The sequence below is a fragment of the Flavobacterium akiainvivens genome, from assembly GCF_001278115.1.
Classification (GTDB): domain Bacteria; phylum Bacteroidota; class Bacteroidia; order Flavobacteriales; family Flavobacteriaceae; genus Flavobacterium; species Flavobacterium akiainvivens.
In genome coordinates this window covers 4,238,602-4,263,475 of sequence record NZ_LIYD01000005.1, presented here as the reverse complement: position 1 = coordinate 4,263,475, position 24,874 = coordinate 4,238,602, and the positions used below count along the sequence as shown (strand labels likewise).

General features: G+C 44.3%; 27 protein-coding genes. 18 read left to right on the top strand and 9 right to left on the bottom strand.

What is annotated here, in order from left to right:
- Positions 1 to 85 precede the first annotated feature (85 nt).
- The 5 genes from AM279_RS19180 to AM279_RS19160 all read left to right on the top strand — a co-directional run bounded on the left by AM279_RS19180 (position 86) and on the right by AM279_RS19160 (position 3,833).
- Positions 86 to 781 (top strand): toxin-antitoxin system YwqK family antitoxin, encoded by a 696-nt coding sequence (locus AM279_RS19180; RefSeq protein WP_054410426.1) that lies wholly within the window; start codon positions 86 to 88, stop codon positions 779 to 781.
- 40 nt (positions 782 to 821) lie between these two features.
- The gene (gene mnmA, locus AM279_RS19175; RefSeq protein ID WP_054409655.1) at positions 822 to 2,009 is read left to right on the top strand and encodes a tRNA 2-thiouridine(34) synthase MnmA; all 1,188 of its coding nucleotides are present in this window, start codon (positions 822 to 824) and stop codon (positions 2,007 to 2,009) included.
- A gap of 70 nt (positions 2,010 to 2,079) precedes the next feature.
- A complete protein-coding gene (locus AM279_RS19170) occupies positions 2,080 to 2,457 on the top strand; it encodes a hypothetical protein (protein ID WP_054409654.1) in 378 nt (125 codons plus the stop codon).
- Between the two features lie 10 nt (positions 2,458 to 2,467).
- A complete protein-coding gene (locus AM279_RS19165) occupies positions 2,468 to 3,112 on the top strand; it encodes a TatD family hydrolase (RefSeq protein WP_054410424.1) in 645 nt (214 codons plus the stop codon).
- Positions 3,105 to 3,833 (top strand): tRNA threonylcarbamoyladenosine dehydratase, encoded by a 729-nt coding sequence (locus AM279_RS19160; RefSeq protein WP_054409653.1) that lies wholly within the window; start codon positions 3,105 to 3,107, stop codon positions 3,831 to 3,833. The genes AM279_RS19165 and AM279_RS19160 overlap by 8 nt, the downstream gene beginning before the upstream one ends.
- A gap of 251 nt (positions 3,834 to 4,084) precedes the next feature.
- Here the strand turns inward: AM279_RS19160 and AM279_RS19155 are convergent, their stop codons facing one another.
- Complete coding sequence (locus tag AM279_RS19155; protein ID WP_054409652.1) at positions 4,085 to 4,828, bottom strand: RDD family protein; 744 nt, start codon at positions 4,826 to 4,828, stop codon at positions 4,085 to 4,087.
- A 21-nt stretch (positions 4,829 to 4,849) separates the two neighbouring features.
- On the opposite strand from AM279_RS19155, the gene AM279_RS19150 reads away from it, so the two are divergent.
- From AM279_RS19150 to AM279_RS19130, 5 genes are read left to right on the top strand one after another with little or no spacing between them, the layout of a single operon-like run.
- Positions 4,850 to 5,830: a stage II sporulation protein M gene (locus tag AM279_RS19150; RefSeq protein ID WP_054409651.1), complete on the top strand. Its 981-nt coding sequence runs from the start codon at positions 4,850 to 4,852 to the stop codon at positions 5,828 to 5,830.
- 11 nt (positions 5,831 to 5,841) lie between these two features.
- The gene (locus AM279_RS19145; protein ID WP_054409650.1) at positions 5,842 to 6,645 is read left to right on the top strand and encodes a DUF4129 domain-containing protein; all 804 of its coding nucleotides are present in this window, start codon (positions 5,842 to 5,844) and stop codon (positions 6,643 to 6,645) included.
- A gap of 2 nt (positions 6,646 to 6,647) precedes the next feature.
- Positions 6,648 to 7,847, top strand: a complete 1,200-nt coding sequence (locus tag AM279_RS19140; RefSeq protein WP_054409649.1) for a DUF4350 domain-containing protein — start codon at positions 6,648 to 6,650, stop codon at positions 7,845 to 7,847.
- Positions 7,844 to 8,929 (top strand): AAA family ATPase, encoded by a 1,086-nt coding sequence (locus tag AM279_RS19135; RefSeq protein ID WP_082344265.1) that lies wholly within the window; start codon positions 7,844 to 7,846, stop codon positions 8,927 to 8,929. The genes AM279_RS19140 and AM279_RS19135 overlap by 4 nt, the downstream gene beginning before the upstream one ends.
- Positions 8,929 to 10,257: a DUF58 domain-containing protein gene (locus AM279_RS19130; RefSeq protein WP_143090320.1), complete on the top strand. Its 1,329-nt coding sequence runs from the start codon at positions 8,929 to 8,931 to the stop codon at positions 10,255 to 10,257. Before AM279_RS19135 ends, AM279_RS19130 begins: the two co-directional genes overlap by 1 nt.
- Here AM279_RS19130 and AM279_RS19125 read toward each other — a convergent pair whose 3' ends face one another.
- From AM279_RS19125 to AM279_RS19105, 5 genes are all read right to left on the bottom strand, one after another.
- Positions 10,258 to 12,156: a BamA/TamA family outer membrane protein gene (locus tag AM279_RS19125; RefSeq protein WP_054409648.1), complete on the bottom strand. Its 1,899-nt coding sequence runs from the start codon at positions 12,154 to 12,156 to the stop codon at positions 10,258 to 10,260.
- Positions 12,157 to 12,313: 157 nt separating this feature from the next.
- Entirely contained in the window at positions 12,314 to 12,511 is a 198-nt protein-coding gene (locus AM279_RS19120) for a hypothetical protein (protein WP_054409647.1), read from the bottom strand.
- Positions 12,512 to 12,649: 138 nt separating this feature from the next.
- Entirely contained in the window at positions 12,650 to 13,309 is a 660-nt protein-coding gene (gene mnmD / locus AM279_RS19115; protein WP_054409646.1) for a tRNA (5-methylaminomethyl-2-thiouridine)(34)-methyltransferase MnmD, read from the bottom strand.
- Complete coding sequence (locus AM279_RS19110) at positions 13,309 to 13,788, bottom strand: hypothetical protein (protein ID WP_054409645.1); 480 nt, start codon at positions 13,786 to 13,788, stop codon at positions 13,309 to 13,311. The genes mnmD and AM279_RS19110 overlap by 1 nt, the downstream gene beginning before the upstream one ends.
- A complete protein-coding gene (locus AM279_RS19105) occupies positions 13,789 to 14,442 on the bottom strand; it encodes a DUF4920 domain-containing protein (protein WP_082344264.1) in 654 nt (217 codons plus the stop codon).
- Between the two features lie 198 nt (positions 14,443 to 14,640).
- Between AM279_RS19105 and AM279_RS19100 the strand changes: the two genes are divergently transcribed.
- From AM279_RS19100 to AM279_RS19080, 5 genes are all read left to right on the top strand, one after another.
- A complete protein-coding gene (locus tag AM279_RS19100; protein ID WP_054409644.1) occupies positions 14,641 to 15,708 on the top strand; it encodes a branched-chain amino acid aminotransferase in 1,068 nt (355 codons plus the stop codon).
- Positions 15,709 to 15,885: 177 nt separating this feature from the next.
- Entirely contained in the window at positions 15,886 to 16,425 is a 540-nt protein-coding gene (locus AM279_RS19095; protein WP_054409643.1) for an IS1096 element passenger TnpR family protein, read from the top strand.
- A gap of 94 nt (positions 16,426 to 16,519) precedes the next feature.
- Complete coding sequence (locus tag AM279_RS19090) at positions 16,520 to 16,879, top strand: four helix bundle protein (RefSeq protein WP_054409642.1); 360 nt, start codon at positions 16,520 to 16,522, stop codon at positions 16,877 to 16,879.
- A gap of 55 nt (positions 16,880 to 16,934) precedes the next feature.
- On the top strand, positions 16,935 to 17,993 hold the full coding sequence (locus AM279_RS19085) for a nucleoid-associated protein (RefSeq protein ID WP_054409641.1): 1,059 nt from the start codon (positions 16,935 to 16,937) through the stop codon (positions 17,991 to 17,993).
- Positions 17,994 to 18,047: 54 nt separating this feature from the next.
- Positions 18,048 to 18,389, top strand: coding sequence for a hypothetical protein (locus AM279_RS19080; RefSeq protein ID WP_054409640.1), 342 nt, complete (start codon positions 18,048 to 18,050; stop codon positions 18,387 to 18,389).
- 98 nt (positions 18,390 to 18,487) lie between these two features.
- Here AM279_RS19080 and typA read toward each other — a convergent pair whose 3' ends face one another.
- Positions 18,488 to 20,287: a translational GTPase TypA gene (gene typA, locus AM279_RS19075; RefSeq protein WP_054409639.1), complete on the bottom strand. Its 1,800-nt coding sequence runs from the start codon at positions 20,285 to 20,287 to the stop codon at positions 18,488 to 18,490.
- Positions 20,288 to 20,720: 433 nt separating this feature from the next.
- On the opposite strand from typA, the gene AM279_RS19070 reads away from it, so the two are divergent.
- Entirely contained in the window at positions 20,721 to 21,632 is a 912-nt protein-coding gene (locus AM279_RS19070) for a MerR family transcriptional regulator (protein WP_054409638.1), read from the top strand.
- 59 nt (positions 21,633 to 21,691) lie between these two features.
- The gene (locus tag AM279_RS19065; protein ID WP_054409637.1) at positions 21,692 to 22,261 is read left to right on the top strand and encodes a hypothetical protein; all 570 of its coding nucleotides are present in this window, start codon (positions 21,692 to 21,694) and stop codon (positions 22,259 to 22,261) included.
- 50 nt (positions 22,262 to 22,311) lie between these two features.
- On the opposite strand, the gene AM279_RS19060 is transcribed toward AM279_RS19065, so the two are convergent.
- Positions 22,312 to 23,046, bottom strand: coding sequence for an LVIVD repeat-containing protein (locus tag AM279_RS19060; protein WP_054409636.1), 735 nt, complete (start codon positions 23,044 to 23,046; stop codon positions 22,312 to 22,314).
- 2 nt (positions 23,047 to 23,048) lie between these two features.
- Entirely contained in the window at positions 23,049 to 23,549 is a 501-nt protein-coding gene (locus AM279_RS19055) for a hypothetical protein (protein ID WP_074961404.1), read from the bottom strand.
- Between the two features lie 136 nt (positions 23,550 to 23,685).
- Between AM279_RS19055 and AM279_RS19050 the strand changes: the two genes are divergently transcribed.
- A complete protein-coding gene (locus AM279_RS19050) occupies positions 23,686 to 24,564 on the top strand; it encodes an SDR family oxidoreductase (protein WP_054409634.1) in 879 nt (292 codons plus the stop codon).
- Positions 24,565 to 24,874 lie beyond the last annotated feature (310 nt).

Here is a 24,874-nt window from a genome sequence, read left to right as displayed (position 1 = left end):
ATCCGCCCCGGCGGATGTTTTTCTTTTGTACAATACGGCGGGCTTTGGCACGTTTTTTATGTATACATTTAACAAAACACCAAAAATGAAACTACGCTTAGTAACTGCATTACTTTTATTGGCTTCGGCCGCCTTTGCACAAAACCAAAACGATGCCGCCGGAAAACGCCACGGCCAGTGGAAAGGTACTTACGAAAGCAAGCGCACCCGCTATGAGGGTACTTTTGACCATGGTAAGGAAACCGGCACCTTTAAATTTTATAACGATGATGCCAAAAGCACCCTTGCCGCCACACGTGTTTTTAATGCCGATGGCTCATGCTACACTACTTTTTTTGATGCAAACGGCAAAAAGGTAAACGAGGGCAAAGAGGTTAACAAAGAGCGCGAGGGCGAATGGAAAATGTATTTTAAGGGTAAAGACATGGTTATGCAGCTTGAAAACTACAAAGCCGGAAAGCTTGAGGGCCTTACCAAAATATTTTATGACAACGGAAAAGTAGCCGAAGAAATCAGTTATAAAAACGGCCTGCGCAACGGCAGCTACAAAAAATATATGTCTACCGGCAAGCTTAAGGAAGAAAGCACCTATAAAGACAACAAGCTGCACGGCGCTGCTACTTTTTATGATGATGCCGGTGCTTTAGCCGCCAAAGGCCAGTATACTGAAAATGTAAAAAGCGGCAAATGGCTGTATTACAAAAACGGCAAGGTTGAAAAAACGGTAGACGAAAGCAACAACAAAATACAGTTGCAGCACACAAAGCGCAAATCTGAATAATTTGTTGTAACTTTGCATCGAAGTTTTTAGATATATAAGTATGAAACGTGTAGTGGTTGGGCTTTCGGGCGGAGTGGATAGTAGTGTTGCAGCTTATCTTTTGCAGGAGCAGGGGTATGAGGTTATTGGCCTGTTTATGAAGAACTGGCACGATGACAGCGTTACCATATCTAACGAGTGCCCGTGGCTGGAAGACAGTAACGATGCCCTGCTTGTAGCCGAAAAACTGGGCATACCTTTCCAGACCGTAGACCTTAGCGAGCAATACAAAGAGCGTATTGTAGACTATATGTTTAACGAGTATGAAAAAGGCCGCACACCAAACCCCGATGTGCTGTGCAACCGCGAAATCAAGTTTGACGTTTTTATGAAGATTGCCCTTAGCCTGGGCGCTGATTATGTTGCTACCGGCCACTATTGCCGTAAAGATACCATAATTAAAGACGGGCAGGAAGTGCACCAGCTATTGGCAGGTGTTGATGGCAATAAAGACCAGTCGTACTTTTTGTGCCAGCTGTCCCAAGAGCAATTGGGCAAAGCGCTTTTCCCTATCGGGGAATTGACCAAGCCGCAGGTGCGCGAAATAGCTGCTAAAATGGAACTGGTTACGGCTGAAAAGAAAGACTCACAAGGGCTTTGCTTTATCGGTAAAGTACGCCTGCCGGAGTTCCTTCAGCAGCAGCTACAGCCTAAAGAAGGCATAATATATGAGGTAAATGCCGATATAGATACCTATAACGAGGCCACCCCCGAATTTACATCAGTAAAAGAACAACTGGCTTTTGAAGCCAAAAACATAGCTTACACGCCGCAAATGGCTAAAGTGGTAGGCAGGCACCAGGGTGCGCATTACTACACCATAGGGCAACGCAAAGGCCTTAATGTGGGCGGCACCAAAGAGCCACTATTCATCATTGCTACCGACGTTGAGCACAACGCCATTTACACCGGCCAGGGCCACAACCACCCGGGGCTTTTCCGTAAAGCATTATACATACAGGAAAGCGAAATACACTGGGTGCGCGAAGACCTTGCCCTTAAAGACGGCGAAACCATGGAGGTTCAGGTACGCATTCGCTACCGCCAGCCGCTGCAAAAAGCCACGCTGCATAAGTTTGACAACGGCATGTATATTTCCTTCGAAAACCCGCAAAGTGCCATTACCGAAGGCCAGTTTGCCGCATGGCACATTGGCGAGGAGCTGATAGGCAGCGGGGTTATTTCTTAAGCTCATAAAATATTGTAGCCTCGCTTTACGCGGGGCTTTTTTGTTATATTGCACAACCAACAATCACATCATGAAAAAAATCGCAGTCCTCTCTCTTGTATGTTTTGCGTTTAGTACCCCAAATACCGACTGCAAAAGCGTACATACAGGTAAATTTCAAATTGAAGCTCTTGAAGGCATATACATCATAACCCGCACAAAAGACACTCAAACCGAAGAAGTGACAAATAGGGGGCTAATATCACAATTCAAAATAAAATGGCAGTCAAGCTGCTCTTACATATTGTATGACCGCCAGGTACTTAAAGGCACTGATATAGTTCCGAGAGGTTCGGAATTCGACACGCTTTATTGTAATATTTCTGATGTTAAAGAGTTTACCCATAAAGTAACCTGCAAATTTAAAAACACCGAACCCGGCAGCATTATCCTCAAAAAAGTCAGGTAATATGAAAACAATGCTCTACAACCTCCATACCCATTCTTACACCGCAAACCCCAATGTTTTTGAGGTAGTAAACCGCTACCCTTATGAGGCTATAGACGTGCCCTACTACTCCACCGGCATACACCCGTGGCATATAGATATGGCTCAGGCAGATGCCCACCTCAGCATTATAGAACAGCGCCTGCAAGACCCAGCCTGCCTGGCTTTGGGCGAGTGCGGGCTGGACAAACGCATCGAAATCCCGCTCGAAATCCAGATACAAATTTTCGAAAAACAGCTTTTATTGGCAAAAAAATATAAAAAGCCCGTAATTTTGCACCTCGTTGCCGCTTTTCAGGAATTGGTTGAGATCAAAAAACGGCTGGGTGTAGATGTCCCCATGATTGTACACGGCTTCAGCAAGAATGCACAGGTGGCCAAGCAATTGCTGGACAATGGTTTTTACCTCAGCTTTGGCAAGTATCTGCTGTGCAACCCAGAACTGGGCGAAGTGTTTGCCGGTGTGCCAAGTGACCGGTTCTTTTTAGAGACCGATACCATTGAAGAAGGTATAACTGAGGTATACGCAAAAGCCGCTTTGGCACGAAATATGAATATAGATGCCCTAACCCAACAGGTGGGCAATAACTTTAAAAGCGTTTTTAAAAATGGCTAAATGGCAGGAAAGGGCAGAGCTTTTGTTTAAAACAGAAGGCCTTGAGAGATTGAAAAATGCACACGTAATGGTAGTGGGTCTTGGTGGCGTAGGCTCTTTTGCAGCCGAGTTCCTGGCACGTGCCGGTGTGGGTACCATGACAATTGTAGATGGCGATACTGTAGACATTACCAACATAAACCGCCAGCTGCCTGCGCTGCACAGCACCGTGGGCCAGCCCAAGGTTACCATTGTGGGCGACCGCCTTATGGATATTAACCCGGAGCTTAACCTTATCCGTGTGCAGGAGTTTTTATCGCCCGACAGGGCTTATGAACTGGTTACGCCGCAGTATGACTATGTACTGGATTGTATAGACAGCATTACGCCTAAGCTGAACCTTATCCTTTCGGCACGCCGCCAGAAGGTAAAAATAATAAGCAATATGGGTGCGGGCGGCAAGTATGAAGCCGGTAAGGTGCGCGTAAGCGATATCAGTAAGACCGATGTGTGCCCGCTTGCCAAAACAGTGCGCAAGCGCCTGCGTAAAGAGGGCGTTACAAAGGGTGTAAAAGCCGTATATTCGGTTGAAACGCCGGACCAGACCAGCCTTAAAATGACCGACGGCAGCAACTTTAAGAAGTCGTTCTTTGGCACAAACAGCTGGATACCCGCCGTTTTTGGCCTCCACGCTGCCGAAACGGTGGTAAAGCACCTTATTAAACCATCAGATAAACAATAAAAAAGAGCGCGGGTGGCCGAAAAAAAGAAAAATTACTGTTTAAATTGCTTTTTTTTAGACACAAAGACCACTAAGTTTTTCACAAAGTTCACCAAGTTTTAGTACTGAAACTATTTAGAAGTACACAAAGCTTTGTGGCCTTCCGCCGAATGCGATTTTCATTGTGCTCTTTGTGAAAAAACTTTGTGGCCTTTGTGTTAGAATTTCTCCACTATAATCCTCAGATTGACCGCATTCAACTGAGCCGCTTTTTACATATTTTGCGTGTAGTAGTTGTAGTCTTTTATAATGGTATCAATAAAATCAAGGCTGTTTTTACTTGTTGATTTTATACCTGTTACAGCCTCTACCTTACTTTGCAGGCGCTGCAGCGTGGCAAAATCGGCGGCACGGCGGCTGCTGTCCAGCGTTTCTTTAATAATACGCACATCATTATCCGTAAGCTTTATAACCAGCGGGTACGTTGGTACATAATCGCCCCCCACCTCGCGCAGTATGGTGTGGTCTATAGTAACATCATTTTTAAGCGATATTATGCCCGTACCGGCAGCCATATCGCCCAGGCGCTGTGTTTTTTTTGTGGCTACAAGTGCTATAATGCCCACCACAACCATAAAATAAACAATCTCCAACGGCCTGAACAGCCAGCGGATAAGGTAATCGCCAAAGCCCGCCTGGTAGCCATCGAGCTTTATAACGCGCATTTTCATAAGCTTCTTGCCCACCGTTTGCCCGTCCATAAGGCTTTCAAGCACAATGCTGTAAAACATTACCGGCAAAAACAGCAGCGAGCTTATGGCCATAGCGCTCCACTGGTTTATATCCCTTAAATAATCGCTCAGCCCCGTTTCCTCAATTATTATGTAATACACAAAGGTTATATAGCAGGCTTTTATCACAAGGTCTATAAGCGCGGCCAGTATGCGTTCGCCCACAGTAGCCGTATTAAAATTTATATTAACATTTTGCGTGGTGGTTATAGATAGTTGTGACATATTTTATATTTTAGCCTTTGTATGAGAGAAGTGGCATTCATAAAACAAAATAAAGAAAAATGGCTTGAATTTGAGCAGGCAATTTTTGGTAAAGCTAAAAAAAATCCTGATGACCTTGCCAGCCTGTACATTCAGCTGGTAAACGACCTCTCTTATGCGCAAACCTATTACCCCAAAAGCAAGACGGTAACCTACCTTAACCACCTTGCCGCCATTACCTATCAAAAGATATATAAAACAAAGCGCGAAGACACCAACCGCATTGTGCACTACTTTAAAACCGAAGTACCGCTTATAATGTATGAATACAGGCGCTATGTGTTGTATGCCTTTTTGCTGTTCTTTACGTTTGTAGGCCTGGGTGTATTGTCTTCTACCAAAGACGATACGTTTATAAGGCTTATACTGGGCGACGGCTATGTAAACATGACACTTGAAAATATTAAGGAAGGCAACCCGGTAGCCGTTTATAAAAGCGGTAGCAACTGGGGCAGCGCCATAGGCATAACGCTTAACAACCTGCGTGTGGGTGCCATTATGTTTACAACGGGGCTGCTTGCCGGCCTGGGTACGTTTTATTGCCTGTTTCAAAACTCGGTTATGCTGGGGGCTTTCCAGTATATGTTTTATGAGCAAAAAGTTTTTTGGGCCAGTGTGCGCGGCATCTGGATTCACGGTGCCATGGAAATCTTCGGTATGGTTATAGAAGCCGCTGCCGGGTTTATACTGGGCGCCTCAATACTATTCCCTAAAACCTTCTCAAGGCTTACGTCTTTTAAAACCGGTTTCAGGAACTCATTAAAAATATGGTTCAGCACCATACCGTTTACCATTGCCGCCGGTATGCTCGAAGGCTTTATTACCCGCTACAGTATAGATATGCCCAACTGGCTTAGTGTATTTATAATACTGTCTACCCTTAGCATTATAAGCTGGTACTACCTTGTATACCCGTTTCAGGTAAACCGAAAACTAAAAAAATTATCAGCCGCAGCGTTATAAAACCATCAGCCTTGAAATTTAAATTCCTCATACTTTTATACATTACTTTTCTTTGCGGGCTACCGGCCGGTGCACAGGAATATGCCCCTATAGAGGCAGCTGACACCCTTTATGAAGAAGAATATTATCCTGAAGACGTAGTAGACTCTGTTGTACCAAAAGAATCAGATTACACAGTTATAGATGCACCTGTTTATAAACAGCGCACCTTTAAAAAAGACTATAAAGAAAAATACAACAACAGCGATTTTAATTATACCGAAGAGCAAACCAAAGAACGTTCTTTGTTAATGCGTTTTTTAGAATGGCTGTACCGTGTGCTTAGTGGTGGGTTTATAAGAAATGAAGATGGCTCTACCAGTGGCGTGGGTATTATATGGTATATTTTTGCCGTACTGGTAATACTAGGGGTGGCCTATATCATTGCATGGGCCATAATGGGCAAAGAAAGCGTATGGATTTTTGGCCGTGGCCGAAAAGGCATCAGTGTATATGATGTAGATGAGGAAAACATACATGAAATGGACTTTGCCACACTTATAGACCAAACCCAGCGCGAAGGCAACTACAGGCTGGCGGTAAGGTATTACTACCTGTGGCTACTCAAAAAACTTTCATACCGCGAGGTTATAAGCTGGCATACAGATAAAACCAACAACGATTATTATTACGAAATTAAAGACCCCGCCCTGCGCGATGACTTTAAATACCTGTCCTACGTGTATGACCACAGCTGGTATGGCGAATTCCCGATAGATAATACAAGTTATGCCAAAGCAGAAAAAGCATTTCAGCAAACCCTGAATAAATTATAAGCATGAAAAACAAAGAGCTGATAATAGTAGGGTCGGTTGTAGCATTTTTAGCTATAGTGCTTACCGTGGTTGAAGCCCTGAAGCCAAAGCCAATAGACTGGACACCCACGTTTTCAACCCGCGATAAAATTCCGTTTGGGCTTTATGTGCTGGATGCCGAAGCCAACGATTTATTTAAGGGCGATTCTGTTGAACGCTTCTGGATGTCGCCTTATGAGTATTTCGATCCTAAATACAACTACAACACCAAGAGTTATAACGTAAAAGGGGCATTCCTTGAAATTAGCAATGCCGATGAGATAGACGAGGAATCGGTTAAGGAACTTATGTACTTTGCCGACCATGGCAATACCGTAATGCTGAGCATGAAAAGCTTTCCAAGACAGCTGCTCGATACGTTAAATATTGGTATGTCTTACCTCAACATACTGCGTGATTCGGCCAAAATAAACCTTGTTACCGCCCCGCGCGACCACTACTGGATTAAAGACGGGCTGGGCACCGGCTATTTTAGCAGCCTGCCGGGTGCCGACAGCATTACCGTTTTAGGCCACCAAAGCATAGGCCTTGACGACCTGCCCAACTTTATTGAGGCTAAATTTGGTAATGGCCGTTTCCTGCTGCACACACAGCCATCGATTTTTACCAATTACTACCTGCTTAAAAACGATAATTACAACTATGCCCAGCAGGTGCTTTCTAAAATACCCCGCGGCACTGTTTACTGGAAAAACCAGCAGGCAAACAGCAAGTATTTTGAAGACCCGGGCAGCAAGTTGCGCTTTATCATGACGCAGCCGGGGCTTAAATGGGCCTGGAGGCTTGGCTTGTGGGGGCTTTTATTCTTCATAATTTTTAACGCCAGGCGAAAACAACGCGTGGTGCCGGTTATACCGCCGGTGCACAACACCACTATAGATTTTGCCAAGACAATAGGCAACCTCTACTACCAGGAGGGCGACCACCACAACATTGGCGAAAAGAAAATTGTGTATTTCCTGGAGCACATCCGTACTGAGTATTTAATAGACACTTCCACCCTGGATGATGCCTTTATAGAAAAACTGCATTTAAAAACCGGCAAGCCCGAAGAAGATATAAGGCACGCCGTAGAAGTTATAAAAACATTCCGCCGCAACTTAGAAAATTCAGAAAAAGACCTTGTGGCCATTAACAACGCTATAGAAAAATTAAGGTTATGACAGAAAACGAAAACCTGAACGGCAACCCTGAAGAGGGCAACAACATAATTGAAAATAACGAAACACAAACCCCTGCCCCTGCTGCCCCTGAAACAGATATAACAGCAGGCAGCCTTAACTTTGGTTCAAGGCTTGACCTGGGTGCGCTGCGCACCAGCATAGAGGCCGTAAAGCAGGAAATAAGCTCGGTTATTGTAGGCCAGCACAAAATGATAGACCAGCTGCTGGTAGCCATACTGGCAAACGGCCACGTGCTGCTTGAGGGTGTACCGGGAGTAGCTAAAACCGTTACAGCAAAACTGCTGAGCAAAACCCTTACGCTTGATTTTAGCCGTATACAGTTTACGCCAGACCTTATGCCGAGTGATATATTGGGTACATCGGTATTCGACCTGTCTAAATCGCAGTTTACCTTTAAGAAAGGCCCTGTGTTTGCAAACTTTGTACTGATAGACGAAATTAACCGTGCCCCTGCCAAAACCCAGGCCGCCCTTTTTGAAGTAATGGAAGAGCGCCAGATAACTGTGGAAGGCACTACCTACCCGCTTGAAGCGCCGTTTTTGGTTATTGCCACACAAAACCCTATTGAGCAGGAAGGTACCTACCGCCTGCCCGAGGCACAGCTTGACCGTTTCCTGTTTAAAATCACGATAGACTATCCTAAGCTTGAGGAGGAGATTGCCATACTGCAACGCGAAAATGCCCTGCAGGACCGCAGCAAGCTGGAGAATATTGCACAGGTGCTTAGCCAGGCCGATATTGTAAAATACCAGGGCATTGTAAAACAAATTGTTATAGAGCCACAACTTATTGAATATATAGCCAAGGTGGTTACCGGCACACGCGGCAATGCATTTTTGTACCTGGGCGCTTCGCCAAGGGCATCTATTGCCATACTTAATGCTGCCAAAGGCTATGCTGCCATAAGGGGCCGCGACTTTGTAACGCCCGATGATATTAAAGATGCCGCCATACCGGTACTGCAACACCGTGTTATGGTAGCGCCTGAGCGCGAAATGGAAGGCCTTACCAGCGAACAGATTATAAGGCAGATTATAGATACTGTTGAAATACCCCGCTAATGAAGTGGCTGCAACGCATATACATTAACAACCTTACCTGGTATATTTTTTTAGGCATACTGGTGCTGTTTGCCCTGTCTTATATTTTGCCCATACACAATGCGGTATGGCTGGTGTTTTACCTGTTTTTGGGGCTTACAGCCATAGACTTTATATTGCTGTTTGCCACCAACCAGCGTTTTGCAGGTTCGCGCCAGGCACCGGAAAAGCTTAGCAATGGTGATGAAAACCCCATAACAATCCGCCTTGAAAGCGGCTATGGCTTCCCGGTAACGGTTACAGTTATAGATGAGCTGCCGTTTCAGTTCCAGGAGCGTAATTTTAAGGTAAAGCGCACCATTACACCGGCAGGCAACACCGCTTTTGAATATGTACTGCGCCCGTTTGAGCGTGGCGAATATTTCTTTGGCAGGCTTAATGTATATGTAAGCTCTCCCCTTCGTTTGGTAAGCCGCAGGTTTATCTTTGGCGAAGGCCAGATGATGCCCGTATACCCGTCTTACATACAAATGCGCAAGTATGACCTTATGGCCTTTAGCAACCGCCTTTTTGAATATGGCATCAAAAAAATAAGGCGCATAGGCCACACCATGGAGTTTGAGCAGATTAAGGAATATGTTTCGGGAGATGACATCCGCACCATTAACTGGAAGGCTACTGCCAAGAAAAACCAGCTTATGGTAAACCAGTTTCAGGATGAGCGTTCGCAAAACGTATACATGGCTATAGACAAAGGCCGTGTTATGAAAATGCCTTTTAACGGGCTTAGCCTGCTGGATTATGCTATTAACGCCACCCTTGTACTGGCCAATACCATTATTAAAAAGAACGACAAGGCCGGTATGTTTGCTTTTTCAAGGCGTGTTGAAAACCGTGTGGCTGCCGACAGGCGCAGCGGGCAGATGCAAAAAATACAGGAAACCCTGTATAACATTAAAACCGACTTTTTTGAAACCGACTACGGCCGCCTGTATGCCGATATTAAGCGTAACATTACCCACCGCAGCCTCATACTGCTGTATACCAATTTTGAAACCATGGACGGGCTTAAGCGCCAGCTGCCCTATCTGAAAGGCATAGCCAAAAGCCACCTGCTGGTTGTTATCTTTTTTGAGAATACAGAGCTTGATACCCTTATCCATAAAAAGGCAAACAGCGTACAGGAAATTTATGACCAGGTTATTGCCGAGAAGTTTGCGTTTGAAAAAAGGCTTATTGTTCAGGAGCTGAAGAAATACGGCATACACTCGGTGCTTACCAAGCCGGAGCACCTTACGCTTGATACCATTAACAAATACCTTGAAATAAAGGCACGCGGCATACTGTAGTTAATCATACGGCACCACATCGGGCTTGCCCACCTGGAAATCAGGCAGTATAAAATCGTTATTCTGTATGGTATTAGTACGGAATAAATTATCGCCATGATCGGGTATTGTGGGATAAAACGCAAACGACAGCTGGAAGCTGTTAAATATAAGGTAGTCGTTATACAACAATACCCCAAGCCCAAATTTTGTATACAGGCGGCTGTTGTACAGCTTGTTTTGCTCATCGCCTATTACCCCTGCCGTAAAATTTACAAACGGGTTTACCCTAAAGCCCAGCACATTCCACGGGCTGTAGGTTTGCGCCTGCAGGTTTATCACCGCTTTTTTAGTTCCCACAAGGGTACGGCTGTCAAAACCGGGTATGCCCTTATCTCCGTTAAGGTTAAGCTGGTCGGTATAAATAGGCATACGGTTATCGCCCATAACAATAACGGGGTTGGCAAAAAGGCGGTAACGCCACTCGCCCATATTTTTAATATTGGTAAAGTAAAGCCCTTCAAACCGCAGGGTGGTTTGCTGCGTGAGGTCGCCATAATAAAAGCTGCCCACCTGTAAATTAGCACTCAGGTAGCCCCATTTATAATAGTTACCAAAAGCATACCGCGCCCCCAGGTAAAGCCGGTTCTGGTTGTTTTTACTCTGCACCCCCGCCGTGACGGAATATACCTTACCTATGGGTATATCTTCTACAATATCATAGTTAAAAAGAAATTTATCCTGCACGAACTTTCGGGAGGTTAAACCCACACTGGCCATATAAAAATGCTCGTTGCTGTAAAAGCCAATGGAGTCATACTCAAATGTAGGCACTTCGGTATAGGCGCGTTTAAAATAGCGCGCTGTGGTAACCAGCCTTGTGGTACGTTCGGCTTCGGTATTGCCCTCATAAATTTTAAAGGCATAGCCACCCCAAAAATCCTGCGCCTGGCTTTTAAAGTTTTGCCAGTTCCACTGCTGTTGGGCATTGGGCAGGGTATCGCGCACAAACCGCGACTCATAATAAGCACCACCTGCCCACCGGGTATAGGCTGAGAAAAACTGGCGCTCAAGCCCCACGCTTTTTAAGGAGTTATCAGAATTCCAAATCTGGTAGGTTACCGTGCCGTTTATGTAGCTGTTTAAAATATTGGGCACGGTGTAGCGCGCCAGGTAGCTGGTTTCGCCGGTGCGGAAACGCTTGTCAAAATCATTTTCAAACTGGTGACCCAGGCCAAAAAAGTTACGTTCGGTTAACCGTATAGAGGTGCCCGAGCTTGACGCCGAACCATTGGGTATAAGGCTCCAGGAATCGAGCACACGTATGTAAATATCAACCGAATCGCGGCTTGTAGACACATCACGCGGCTGTATGTTAACACGGCGCACATAGCGCTGCGTACGTATTAAACGTTCGCTATCGAGCACTAAAAGCGAATCGAGTGGTTCGCCCTGTTCAAAAAGCAACAGATTGCGAATGGTAAACTGCTTGGTTTTAAGGTGTATGGCGTTACCGGTTTTGTGTATCCAGGTATCGGGCTTGCGGCTGGCATCTGTAACCGAATAGCCAAACGGGTCGAGGGTTTCAATAATAATCTTCCGCACCGGCCTGCCCTGGTAGTTTTTGTATGTGGTAAGCATTTCGGGCGCTTTGCTCTCAATTTCCTTACGGGCCTTTACAGGGTCTTTTTCCTTTACGGGCCTAAAGATAAGCTTGTGTAAAAACTTGGTAAACCCGCGGCGTTTGCTGTAGTTTTCCAGCTTTTTATACATCTGGTCGTGCCGCACCTTAACCGAATCGGGCACTTTAGGGCTTTCTATTTTAGGCGGCTGGTTTTTATTGGTAAGGGTATCCTGCGCGTGCAGGGGGGCAATGGCAAAAAAAGCCAACAGGAGGAGCAGCCTGAAATGTAGAGCCATTGCGGTGTTACGTTTGTGTTTTACGGGCGAAAAGTATGAAATAATAGCTTAATAAAAGCCTAAAGAATGTGGCAGTAACCGCGTTTTACCACAGTTTTAACAGCAAGGGCCATAAAAACAAAAAGCTCCCCGTTTTGGAGAGCCATTGTTTAATCGTTTATCTTTCTACGTAAGCCAGGCATGCCTGAAGCTCAGGTTTTGATTGTGTAAATTTGTACAGCCATTTAACAAGCTGTTCTGCATCATAAGGCAAAAGTACTTTTAGCGCCTTTTCAACTTCTTTACAAAAAAGCTTTGGGTCAAAACTTACGTTTTCCAGCACTTTTTTTGTATAACCAAACATAGATGTCGGCATGGTAATTAAATGAGGTTTTAAGGTTATAAGGTGGTAAGAACGTTTCGACAAAATTATGGAAAAAATTTTATTTCCCACAAAAATATTCGCAATTTTTAGCGTGTTAAATTTTTATAACCGTATTTTATTAATAAATATTTAATTTTTATACGCACGCAGCATTTCGCGCTTACCGGGTGGGCCGGGCAGTTTTTGGGTTGTAAAACCGGCTGCCTGCATGGCTTTTTTAATCACGGTGCGGCATGCATATGTAACAAGAACGCCATTTTGCCTTAGTGCAGTATACATTTTGGCAAAAATTTCTTCACTCCATAAATCAGGTTGAGACGGGTAGCCAAAAGCATCAAAGTAAATCAGGTCGTACTTGTTGGCAAATGTAATATCCTCAAAGCGCAGCTGCTGCTTGTTTAACACAAAATTGGGGGCAAGTTTAACATCTTCGCCCCAGTTTGCAGCGTGCATTTGCGTAAAAACCTCCTGGTGTTGCGGGCTGAGCACAGCAGCATAGTTCATTAAGGCCACTTCTTTGGGGGAAACAGGGTATGCCTCTACCCCGGTATAGTAAATTTGTTGGTTGTTTTTTTGCGATTCAAGAAAGGTAATAAACGCGTTGAGCCCGGTGCCAAAACCTATTTCTAATATAGATACAGGATTACCCCCGGTAAGCTCAAGGCCATTTTTAATAAATACATGATATGCCTCCTGTACCGCCCCGAATTTAGAATGGTAGGTTTCATTCATTTCGGGCAAAAAAATAGTTACAGAACCATCTTCTGTCTTTATGATTTCCCTTTTCACTACTTAATATACAGTTTCTTTATACGCGGTATAGGCCCTTCGCACTTGCCCTCGTGGCATTTTATACAGGCAGTAACGCCATCGTTAAAATGCTTTTGGGCATTGGCCGGGTCTTTATAAATCTGTTCCTGTGCTGCAATAAATCTGGCTGCCTGCTCCTTAAAAAACGCATCGTTCTCACTGGGGTCGGTCATGGCGGCAGAATGTATCTTGACAATATGCTTGGGGAACTCCCCCACCGGCCGGCCTTTTGTAATACGGTCTTTCAATTGCAGGTTTTCGGCATACATTTGTTCCATAAGCGAAGCCAGCTCGCTCATTTCATACATAACAAACTCCTTTTTATCGGCATTTGCCTTGCAGGCAGCAACGCTGTCTTTTGCAACCGAATCCGTTTTTACAACAGGCTGCTGTGCTTCCTTTTTACACGAAGCCAGCACAAAAAGCGCCGCAATTGCAGCTATACACAGTTTCCTCATTTATTTGCTAATCAAAACACCATCGGCAAGAAAGCCGTACGTAACCTCGGGTTTGGTAATTTTTGCAATTTCTTCTTCGCTCTTGCCACCGTCTTTGGCATAGTGCCTAAGCTGCGACACGCTAATTTCGCTCACAAACGCCTTACCGCTTACCACAGCATCCTGGCCTGCGGCATTAAGCGGCACGAAGAATGCATAGTCTTTAAACTTAACAAAAGACTCTTTACCATCAGGCAGCTCCAGGCTCATCCAGCAGCCTTTCTTTTTGCACACATCATTAATATGTGTAGTAAACTTTACGTTTATAGTATCGCCTGATTTAAGATTGTTGTATCTTTTAAGCATCTGCTCCTTGGTAAGGGCTTTTTCAGCAGAAATCTTATCGCCAAAAGAAGCGTAATCTACCTGGGCAACCTTAACCGGTTCATTTGCTTTTATTACCTCAGCTTTTTCTGCTTTTTTCTCTTCAGTGGCAGGAGCCTCGGGTTGTGGTTCTAAAGGCTCAGCCTTTGTATGCGAAACCGTATCGCTGTCAATATGTGCCGTATCTTTAGGTCCTTCAATTACGGTTTCTTCACTTTTAACTTCGGTCTCATTTTTTTTGCATGAAGCCAGGGCGAGGAGCGCTGCGCAGAGTATGATTGATTTTTTCATTTGTAACGAAAATTAAATTATATGTGACAAATTTATGCAGAAACTTTATTTAACGCAACGCAACAACGGGTTTTATGATACTTTATTTCAGTATCTTAAATTTTTAAAGGGCACTTTTTACCGCTAAAAACCCCCTGCCGATTTTTTTTTGGTTAAATTTGCTAAACACAACTAACTTTTTAAACCGTTGCAACCCTGATGAGTGAAAACAAAACACAAGCCTTTGATATAAAAAAGGCCGCCGAATCGAAAATAGCAAATGTTGATTTTGAAAACCTTGCCTTTGGTAATATTTTCACTGACCATATGCTGTATTGCGATTATAAAGACGGCGAATGGGGCACACCGGTTATTTGCCCTTATGCCCCAATAGAAATGGATCCTTCGTCGAGGGTTTTCCACTATGGGCAGGCCATTTTTGAAGGCATGAAAGCCTATAAAGATGAGCAGGATGACATCTGGCTTTTCCGCCCGGATGAAAACTTTATACGCTTTAATAAATCGGCCACACGCCTTGCCATGCCCGAAGTGCCCGAAGAGGTATTTATGGAAGGCCTTAAGCAGCTGATTAACATTGATAAAGAATGGGTGCGCAAAGGCAAGGGCAACTCGCTTTACCTGCGCCCGTTTATGATTGCCACAGGCCACGGCGTTATTGCCGCACCAAGTGCACAGTACCGCTTTATGATTATACTTAGCCCGGCCAAGTCTTACTACACCGGCGAGGTTAAGGTACTTATTGCCGAACACTTTAGCCGTGCTGCAAATGGCGGTATTGGTGCTGCAAAGGCTGCCGGTAACTACAGTGCGCAGTTTTACCCTACCCGCCTGGCCAACCAACAAGGCTACCAGCAGGTTATATGGACAGACGATGCCACACACACCAAGCTTGAAGAAGCCGGTACTATGAATGTGTTTTTCCGTATTAACGATACACTGTACACCGCCCCTACCAGCGAAAGGATATTAGACGGTGTTACCCGCAAGAGTATTATTGACCTTGCCAAACGCGAGGGCATTAACGTAGAGGTGCGTTCAGTTTTGGTAGACGAGCTTCTTGCTGCTGCCAAAGACGGTTCGCTTAAAGAAATGTTTGGCGCCGGTACTGCTGCCGTGGTTAACCCTATTGTGGGCTTTAGCTACCAGGACACCTACTATGAGCTGCCTAAGCAGGATAAGCCGCTATCGCTTGAAATTAAAGATAAACTGACTAACATACAGTACAAGCTTGCCGAAGACACTTTTGGGTGGACGGTGAAGATATAACTGTTTATGGTTTATAGTTTATGGTTCATTGTTTTTGAACTGAATATAACACTGATAATGAAAAATATAAATCCGCGGGCAACTGCGGATTTTTTATTTATAGCATAAATTATTAAAATTCCAAAAGGCTCAAATAAGAAATATGGTTTACCTTTGAGGTTATTAAATTCTCTACTTATGGTTTATAAATTTAGGGCTATACTTGATGCCGAGGAAGACATTTTCAGGGATATTGCCATCCTGGAAGACGACACGCTGGAAGACCTGCACAATGCACTAATTAACGCTTTTGGGTTTGACGGGCTTGAACCGGGCTCTTTTTACACCTGCGACGACGAATGGACCCAGGGCGAGGAAATTCCGCTGTTTGATACCGGCGATACCCCGGGCGAAATGAAAACCATGGCTGATTATCCGCTAACCAGCATACTGAACCGCGAAGACAACAAAATCATTTACGTATATGATTTTCTTAATATGTGGACGTTCTTTGTAGAGCTTGCCGCTATTGAGGAGCCTGAAACCGGCGTTAGCTACCCCGACCTGCTTTTTGCACACGGGGAAATGCCTGCAAACGCACCAGACCACGCTTTTGGCGCCGATGGCGAGGAAGATGACCTGTATGGCGAATTTGACGATGATTATGACGACGAAGACCTTGATATGTTTAACGACGACAACTTTGAGGATTTTAGTGATGACCATAGGTGGAATTAAAGTAGGTGCTGAGGCGCTTAGGTTCTTAGGGACTTAGGTTTCCACTCATACCTTTAAAAACTCCAAATTCATCAATAGTAATCCCTCCTCAAAAATGAGCAACTTCAGGAATCTGCTTATCTGGCAAAAAGCAATGGCATTGGTTACCCGAATCTATACCGCTACAGGCAGTTTCCCAAAAGAAGAAATGTTTGGGCTTACTTCACAAATCAGGCGTTGCGGTGTATCTATCCCCAGCAATATTGCAGAGGGTTATGGCAGGAGTGCGAATGCCGAGATGATACGCTTCCTGAACATTGCAACAGGCTCGCTTTTTGAATTACAAACGCAGCTTGAAATAGCTTATAATGTAAGCTACATAAGTGAGGAAATATTTAACAACCTTATTCAGGATACGAGGGAATTAGAAATTATGCTCGTATCTTTTACAAATAAAATTAAACAACGAAATTAGGGTATGAGTAAGCGCTAAGAACCTCAGCGCCTCAGTACCTCAGCACCTTTAAAGAATGATCAACTTATTCAACACCCAGATAGACACCCTTTCGGTACACCGCGTAGGGAACAAAAGCCGTAACGAAGAACTTTTTATATCAGAACAGCCGTATAACGTTACAGACGAGATACTGCCGCTTATAAAAGAATATTTTTTCCGCCCGTTTAGGGATAAGGAAGAGAACTACTACCAGTTTGCACACGATGTGCATTTGGATTACCACGATATGTACAACCTTGCCACAGAGGTTTTCAGCAACCCGTCTACAGCGCATGAGGTAAGCAAGAAAATTACACGCCACCTGTATGAGCAGTCTAACCACCCGCACATTAAAAACGGCGAGGTGTATGTGGCTTATCTTACAAACGTATCGATAGATAACACTCCTGTAGACGCTATTGGCATCTTTAAGAGCGAGATAAAGACCGATTTCCTTCAGTTTGAAGAAAAGGGCGCAAGCCTGGAGATGATGCTGCAACAGGGTATTAACCTGAACAAGCTTGACAAAGGCTGCCTTATTTTTAACTATAAAAAAGACGACGGTTACAAAATACTTACCATAGACAACAACCGCTATGATGCCCGCTACTGGCTGGAGCATTTCCTTAGCGTAGATGCGTTTCAGGATGAGAACTTCATGACCAAAAAGTACATGAAGTTTGTTCAGGATTTTGCAAAAGACGTGGTACTTCCGGCAGAAGACAAAAAAGAGGAAGTACTGTTTATGAACCGTTCGGTAAACTACTTTGCCAAGAACGACGAGTTTGAAGAAACGGCTTTCCTAAACGAGGTTATTGATAACCCTGACCTTATACCTGAATTTAAGAACTACAAGGTAGAAAAAGCGCCTAAGTACAGTATTGAAGACGTTACGAGTTTCCCTATTGCCAATGCGGCCGTGAGCGATGCCCGTAAAAAAATCAAGAATGTTATAAACCTTGACACCAACATACAAATTAAACTGGACTTTGTTAACCCTGAAAGCGCCGAGAAATTTGTAGAAAAAGGCTGGGACGAGGAAAAACAAATGTACTACTACCTGGTATATTTTAATAAAGAACAAAAAGCATAATGAAGAGCCGAAAGGCTCTTTTTTTGTTAGCTTTACAGTACAAACGCAATAACCATGACACTACACGAACTTATAACCAATAAAGCCTTTAACAATAAAGTAGCCACGCTTGTCGCACATTACAGCACCCACCATACTGATTTTACACATAAGTATGATAATGATGCGCTAACCGTTTACCTTAACCATGGCAACATACCGGCCACTATTGTTATACATGAAGACGGCAGACTTAACTATAGCTACTTCCATAACGGGATGCCAAAAAAGGCAAACTTTAAAAACTGTACGCCTGAAGATTTTGAGGCCCTGCTGGATTATGCCTTTAACTACCTGAAAGACGGCGGCAACAGCATTATAGAAACCGAATGGTTTGAAGCCCTGGAAAAAGCATAAAACAAAACAGCCGCACTTCAATTGAAATGCGGCTGTTTTTATTTTTAACCACCCCGCCCTGCGGGCACCCCTCCGCTGGAGGGGAATGGTGGACGCAATTAAGCAATCTTAAAACGCTTCCTGTCGTTTTCGTTAAGGTAAATTTTACGAAGGCGAAGGCTCTTAGGCGTTACCTCTACATACTCATCTTTCTGGATGTACTCAAGGGCTTCTTCAAGAGAGAATTTGATAGCAGGGATAATCCTTGCTTTATCATCAGCTCCTGATGAACGTACGTTGGTAAGTTTTTTGGTTTTGGTAACGTTAACCACCATGTCATCGCCACGGCTGTTTTCGCCAATAACCTGTCCTTCATAGATATCCTCGTTAGGGTCTACAAAGAATTTACCACGGTCTTGTAGTTTATCAATAGAGTAAGGAATAGCCTTACCGTTTTCCATAGAGATAAGAGAACCGCTCAAACGCCCAGGAATTTCGCCTTTAAACGGCTGGTATTCAAGGAAACGGTGTGCCATAATAGCCTCACCTGCAGTAGCAGTAAGCAGTTGGTTCCTAAGGCCAATAATACCACGAGATGGTATGTTGAACTTAACAATCATACGCTCGCCTTTAGGCTCCATACTTAGCATTTCGCCTTTACGGATGGTTACAAACTCAACCGCACGGCCCGATAGGTTTTCAGGAAGGTCGATTGTCAATTCTTCAACCGGCTCGCATTTAACACCATCAATTTCTTTGATGATTACCTGCGGCTGGCCAATTTGCAGCTCATAGCCTTCACGCCTCATGGTTTCGATAAGTACAGACAAGTGCAGTACGCCACGGCCAAATACCATGAACTTATCAGCACTGTCAGTCTCGTTTACACGAAGGGCAAGGTTTTTTTCAAGCTCTTTGTTCAACCTGTCTTTAATGTGGCGCGAGGTAACAAATTTACCTTCTTTACCAAAGAAAGGAGAGTCGTTTATGGTGAAAAGCATACTCATTGTAGGCTCATCAATTGCAATAGAAGTAAGTGCTTCAGGGTTTTCGAAGTCGGCAATGGTATCGCCAATTTCAAAACCTTCAAGCCCCACAACGGCACAAATATCGCCGGCTACAACCTCTTCTACTTTTTTACGGCCAAGGCCTTCAAAAACGTGAAGCTCTTTAATTTTAGACTTGCTTATTTTGCCATCGCGCTTAACAAGGCTTATGTTCTGGCCTTCGCGCAGTGTGCCCCTTTGCAGGCGGCCTATGGCTATACGGCCGGTAAAGCTGCTAAAGTCAAGAGAGGTAATAAGCATTTGCGGTGTACCTTCAGAAACTTTAGGTGCAGGCACGTGCTTGATAACCATATCAAGAAGCGGCTCTATATTTTCGGTCTTAACCTTATAATCCTCGCTCATCCAGTTTTGCTTGGCAGAACCATATACTGTAGGGAAGTCAAGCTGCCACTCTTCAGCGCCAAGCTCAAACATAAGGTCAAACACTTTTTCGTGCACCTCTTCAGGTGTACAGTTTTCTTTGTCTACTTTGTTGATAACCACACAAGGCTTAAGGCCAAGGTCAATCGCTTTTTGAAGCACGAAACGTGTTTGTGGCATTGGCCCTTCAAAAGCATCTACCAGAAGGCAAACACCATCGGCCATGTTTAGTACACGTTCTACCTCACCACCAAAGTCGGCGTGGCCCGGGGTATCAATAATGTTGATTTTGGTTCCTTTGTAGGTTACCGATACGTTTTTAGACGTAATGGTAATTCCGCGCTCGCGCTCAAGGTCGTTATTATCCAGTATCAGGTCTCCGGTGTTTTCGTTTTCACGGAAAAGCTGGCAGTGGTACATGATTTTGTCTACCAGGGTAGTTTTACCGTGGTCAACGTGCGCAATAATGGCAATGTTTCTTATGGCTGACATCTTCTGTTTTTTGAAGCCGCAAAGGTACATATTATTTTGACAAAAAAAACTTTAATTATGAGACGGTTAGCTTATTTTACAATAATATAAATAACAGGGCAAAAACAGGTAACATGACACCCCCTTATCGATAGTATTTTTATATAGATATCCTATAGATATGACCCAAAAAGTGTTAAAATATCTACAATTTGAAGATTTGTGCATTTTTTAGATATTAAAATTGCGATACATTTTCTGTAAGTTTAAAAATAACACATTGTTTCACAATGAATTAATACAGTAACCATGCGGCTTCCCAAACAAGGTACTATGCCTGCATAATGTTATAAAAAACAAACAACAAATTATAAATCAACTATTTAGAACCACACAAAACTACCACCATTTTATTTTTTGTTTGGTACGTTTGTTTAATATAACTACCAGGATTATGAACAAAACCAAAAGCGTATTCAATATTAAAGACCTTGAAAACCTTACCGGCATCAAGGCCCATACCATTCGTATCTGGGAAAAACGCTATAGCATATTAACCCCTGAGCGGGGAGATAACAATACACGCGTGTATGACACCCACGCACTGCAAAAACTGCTCAACATAAATACACTTAATAAATTTGGGTACAAAATTTCGGTAATAGCAAAAATGGAAGAAAGTAAAATACCATTAATGGTGCGCGAAATACTTTCTAAAAAAACAGTTTACTCTCATGCCATAAACAGCTTTAAGGTGGCCATGATGAATTTTGACGTGCCGCTTTTTTTTAGCACCTATAATGCCCTGCTCACAAACAAATCGTTTCGCGATATATTTTACGATTGTTTTTTACCCCTGCTGGAAGAAATTGGCGCACTGTGGCAAACCGACACCATAACCTCCGCACACGAGCATTTTATATGCAGCCTGATAAAACAAAAAATAGCCAGCAATACCGAAGTACTACAGGAACAGGAACCCGCCAAAACCGACAGGACCTTTGTACTGTACCTGCCCGATGACGAAATACACGAAATAGGCCTGCTCTTTATCAACTACGAACTGCTGCACCAGGGTTTTAAAACGGTATACATAGGCGAAAGCATACCGGTAGAAAGCCTGGCCGACACCAACAACTATTTTGACAACATAACCTTTGTTACCTATTTAACCATAAACCCGGAACCGGCACTGGTATCGCCCTATGTAAAAGCACTTAAAGAATCGCTGCTTTTAGAAGACAAAGAAAATGAGCTGTATTTTTTTGGAAGGAACACCATGCACATAAGCCCTTCTTTGCTGGACGAAAAGATTAGCACCTTTAACGATATCCGCAAATTTGCCGAAGAGCTGCATTTTATATAATACAACCACACACCGTTTTGCAAGGCTAAGTTTAGTACATTAGCAGCAAAACCCGCCTTATGATTAAAACTTTACTTATACTGGCCACAATACTGTTTGCCCTGCCCCTTTCAGCACAGGAAATTGTGGATTGCAAAACCAAAACCTTTTGGTACATACCCGGCACCGGCACCACTAACTACAGCCTGCTGCTGCCTGCCAAACCCAAGACTACAGACCACCCACAGGTAATTATGCTAAACAACAGCCTTGTACAGTACCTGCTGGTTAGCACCAAAGATTTTATTAAGGCCGGTGAGGATAATGACGAGGTAGACCTGCTGGTGCGCTATGTTACCTATGAATCGCAGTATATGGCCGATACCTATAAAGGCGACTTTAATATGCAGCTGCAAATGGAGCAACTGCCCAACGGAAAAAAGGCGCTGTACTGGTATTTTGACGTACCCAACAGCGGCAAGGACGAAGCCAAAAGGCAGCACTTTATAGAAGTTATAACCGGCGATACTATTTTTGGGCTGGCCGCTACCCAGTTTGAAGGCCAGGAGCCCGAAACAATCAGGAAAAGCCTTGTACAACTAATAAGCACTTTGACAGAGGTTAAAAACAAAGACAGCCTTTGCAAATAAAAAACCCCGCACTTGCGCACGGGGCCTTCACTACAAAAATATAAACACTTTTAAAATACAATCTCGCTATTTAGGGTAACACTGCTAATGTTAGCCTCATTAAGCGTATAGGTATACACGGCGTGGTCTGCAATGGCAAACATTTGGTTACCGCGGATAATTACATCGTGGCACTGTTTATTTATGCTGCCCACCAGGTGCGGATAATCAGGATAGGTAATATCAAAAATTTTAATCTCATCATCGCACACCACAAGGTAGTGGCTGTAGAGCCCCATACCCTTGGGCTGGGTTAGCACGCGGCTGTTTATAAGCTGTGGGTTGGCAGGGTCGGCAATATCATAAATCATAAGGGCATTAATGGTGTTACCGCAGCCGGCATTACTGTGCAGGGTTACAAAGGCGTGGGTTCCGTTGCTCACTACCGGGTCGCACGCTGTTACATGGTGTGCCTCACCCACATACAAAGGGTCTTCAGGGTTGGTAACCGAATAAATATACATACCCGTGCGCGAACCTATATACAGGTTATCGGCATCACTAAAGAGGGTTTCTATATCAAAGCCCACCTGCACCTGGTTTACTTTTACTGGCCCCTGCGGGTTAAGCAGCGAAAATACATTAAGGTAGGAATGGTCTACCGTGTAGAGGTAATCTCCCTTAAGGGCAAATATAGCCAGCGAGCCGCCCTGCCCGTCTCCGGGCATGCCTGCATTGTTTGTTGAATCGTCTGAGCATGATACCGCAATAAAAACGGCCATCATTATTATGTATAGCTTTTTCATAGTTACAGCGGTATCCAGTCTATTATTATTTCATTTTCCTGAAGGCTTGCCCAGCTCCAGTCCGGCGCCTGTTTTTGCGGAAACACATTGGCATTGCGCTTTACCACCGTTACCGTATTATTGGCATACACCATGGTAACAAGGTCGGTTGCCTGGTTTATGTACAGCGTGGTGCCGCGCACGGCAAGATCTGTAGCGCCGGGTACTTTTAAAAAAGCAATTTCGTTTGGTGTGCCGGCATCGTTATAGGCATAGATATGGAAACCCTTGTTTACATCGGACACAAACAGCAGGTTATCTTTTACGTATATCTTGCCCGACTTAACCATGGGCTGCGGCGTGGTAACTTCAACCGAAGCTTCAAGCTGTTGGCGGGTCATGGTAACGGCCTGGTAGTTGCCCTGGTTGTTTGCCACAGGGCCGTCATCGTCAGGGCAGCTCCAGCAGCAACTACCCAGCAGCATTGAGACACAGGTCAACACTAAGAGTTTTAAGTATTTCATAATAAGGTTGGTTTTACTTAAAGATACAAAACAGACATATTGGTTGCGTGGGTGTTAAAAAATTTACAATTACATAACTTTTACACTATTGCAATGCAGGCATAATAATTTTGTAAATTTACCTAAAAACCAAACCATGAATTATACTGATAAGATGCTGAAAGACGGCTCGCTGGCCGATAAGGTAATTATTGTAACCGGTGGCGGCAGCGGCCTGGGCAAAGCCATGACAAAGTATTTTATGGAACTGGGGGCAGCCGTAGCCATAACCAGCCGCGACCTCGAGAAACTGAAGGCCACCGCCGCAGCGCTTGAAACCGAAACCGGCGGCAAGTGCCTGGCCGTGCAGTGCGACGTGCGCAATTATGATGAAGTGGAAGCCATGCTGCAAACCGTTACCACCCACTATGGCAAAGCCGATGTGCTGGTTAACAACGCTGCCGGCAACTTTATATCGCCTACCGAAAGGCTATCGGCCCATGCTTTTGATACTATTATAGATATAGTGCTAAAGGGCTCTAAAAACTGTACCCTTGCACTGGGCAAGCACTGGATAGACACCAAACAACCCGGCACTATACTAAACATTGTTACCACCTATGCCTGGACGGGCAGCGCCTATGTGGTGCCCAGCGCCACAGCCAAGGCCGGCGTGCTGGCCATGACCCGCAGCCTGGCGGTTGAGTGGGCCAAGTATGGCATACGCAGCAATGCTATTGCCCCGGGGCCCTTCCCTACCAAAGGCGCATGGGACAGGCTCTTGCCGGGCGACCTTAAGGATAAATTTGACCTTGCCAAAAAAGTACCCCTGCAACGCGTAGGCGACCACCAGGAGCTGGCCAATATAGCCGCCTACCTGGTTAGTGATTTCTCGGCATATGTAAACGGCGAGGTTATTACCATAGACGGCGGCGAGTGGCTAAAGGGTGCCGGCCAGTTTAACCTGCTGGAGGCCATACCCGAGGAGCTTTGGGATGAGCTGGAGGCCATGATAAAGGCAAAGAAGAACAAGTAAGCCCTTTAAGTCGAAGGTCAAAAGTCTTAAAGTCTAAAGTCAAGGGCCTTAAAGCCGGTAGATGGATAGCCCGCTATGGGCTTTTTGACTTTAGACTTTAAGATCAAATTCACGATATATCGTGAATTTTTTTTGAGGGATACAGAAATCCGGGACAGGTTTTCTTAAGGGCAATCCACAAATATAGCCTTTTAAAAAATTCACGATATATCGTGAATTTCAGGAGTGCAGGTTTCAAAAATCATCCCACAAAAAAACGAAAAATGCCTAATCATTTTTTGCATAAGGTTCAGCCTGCTCAAAATTGCAA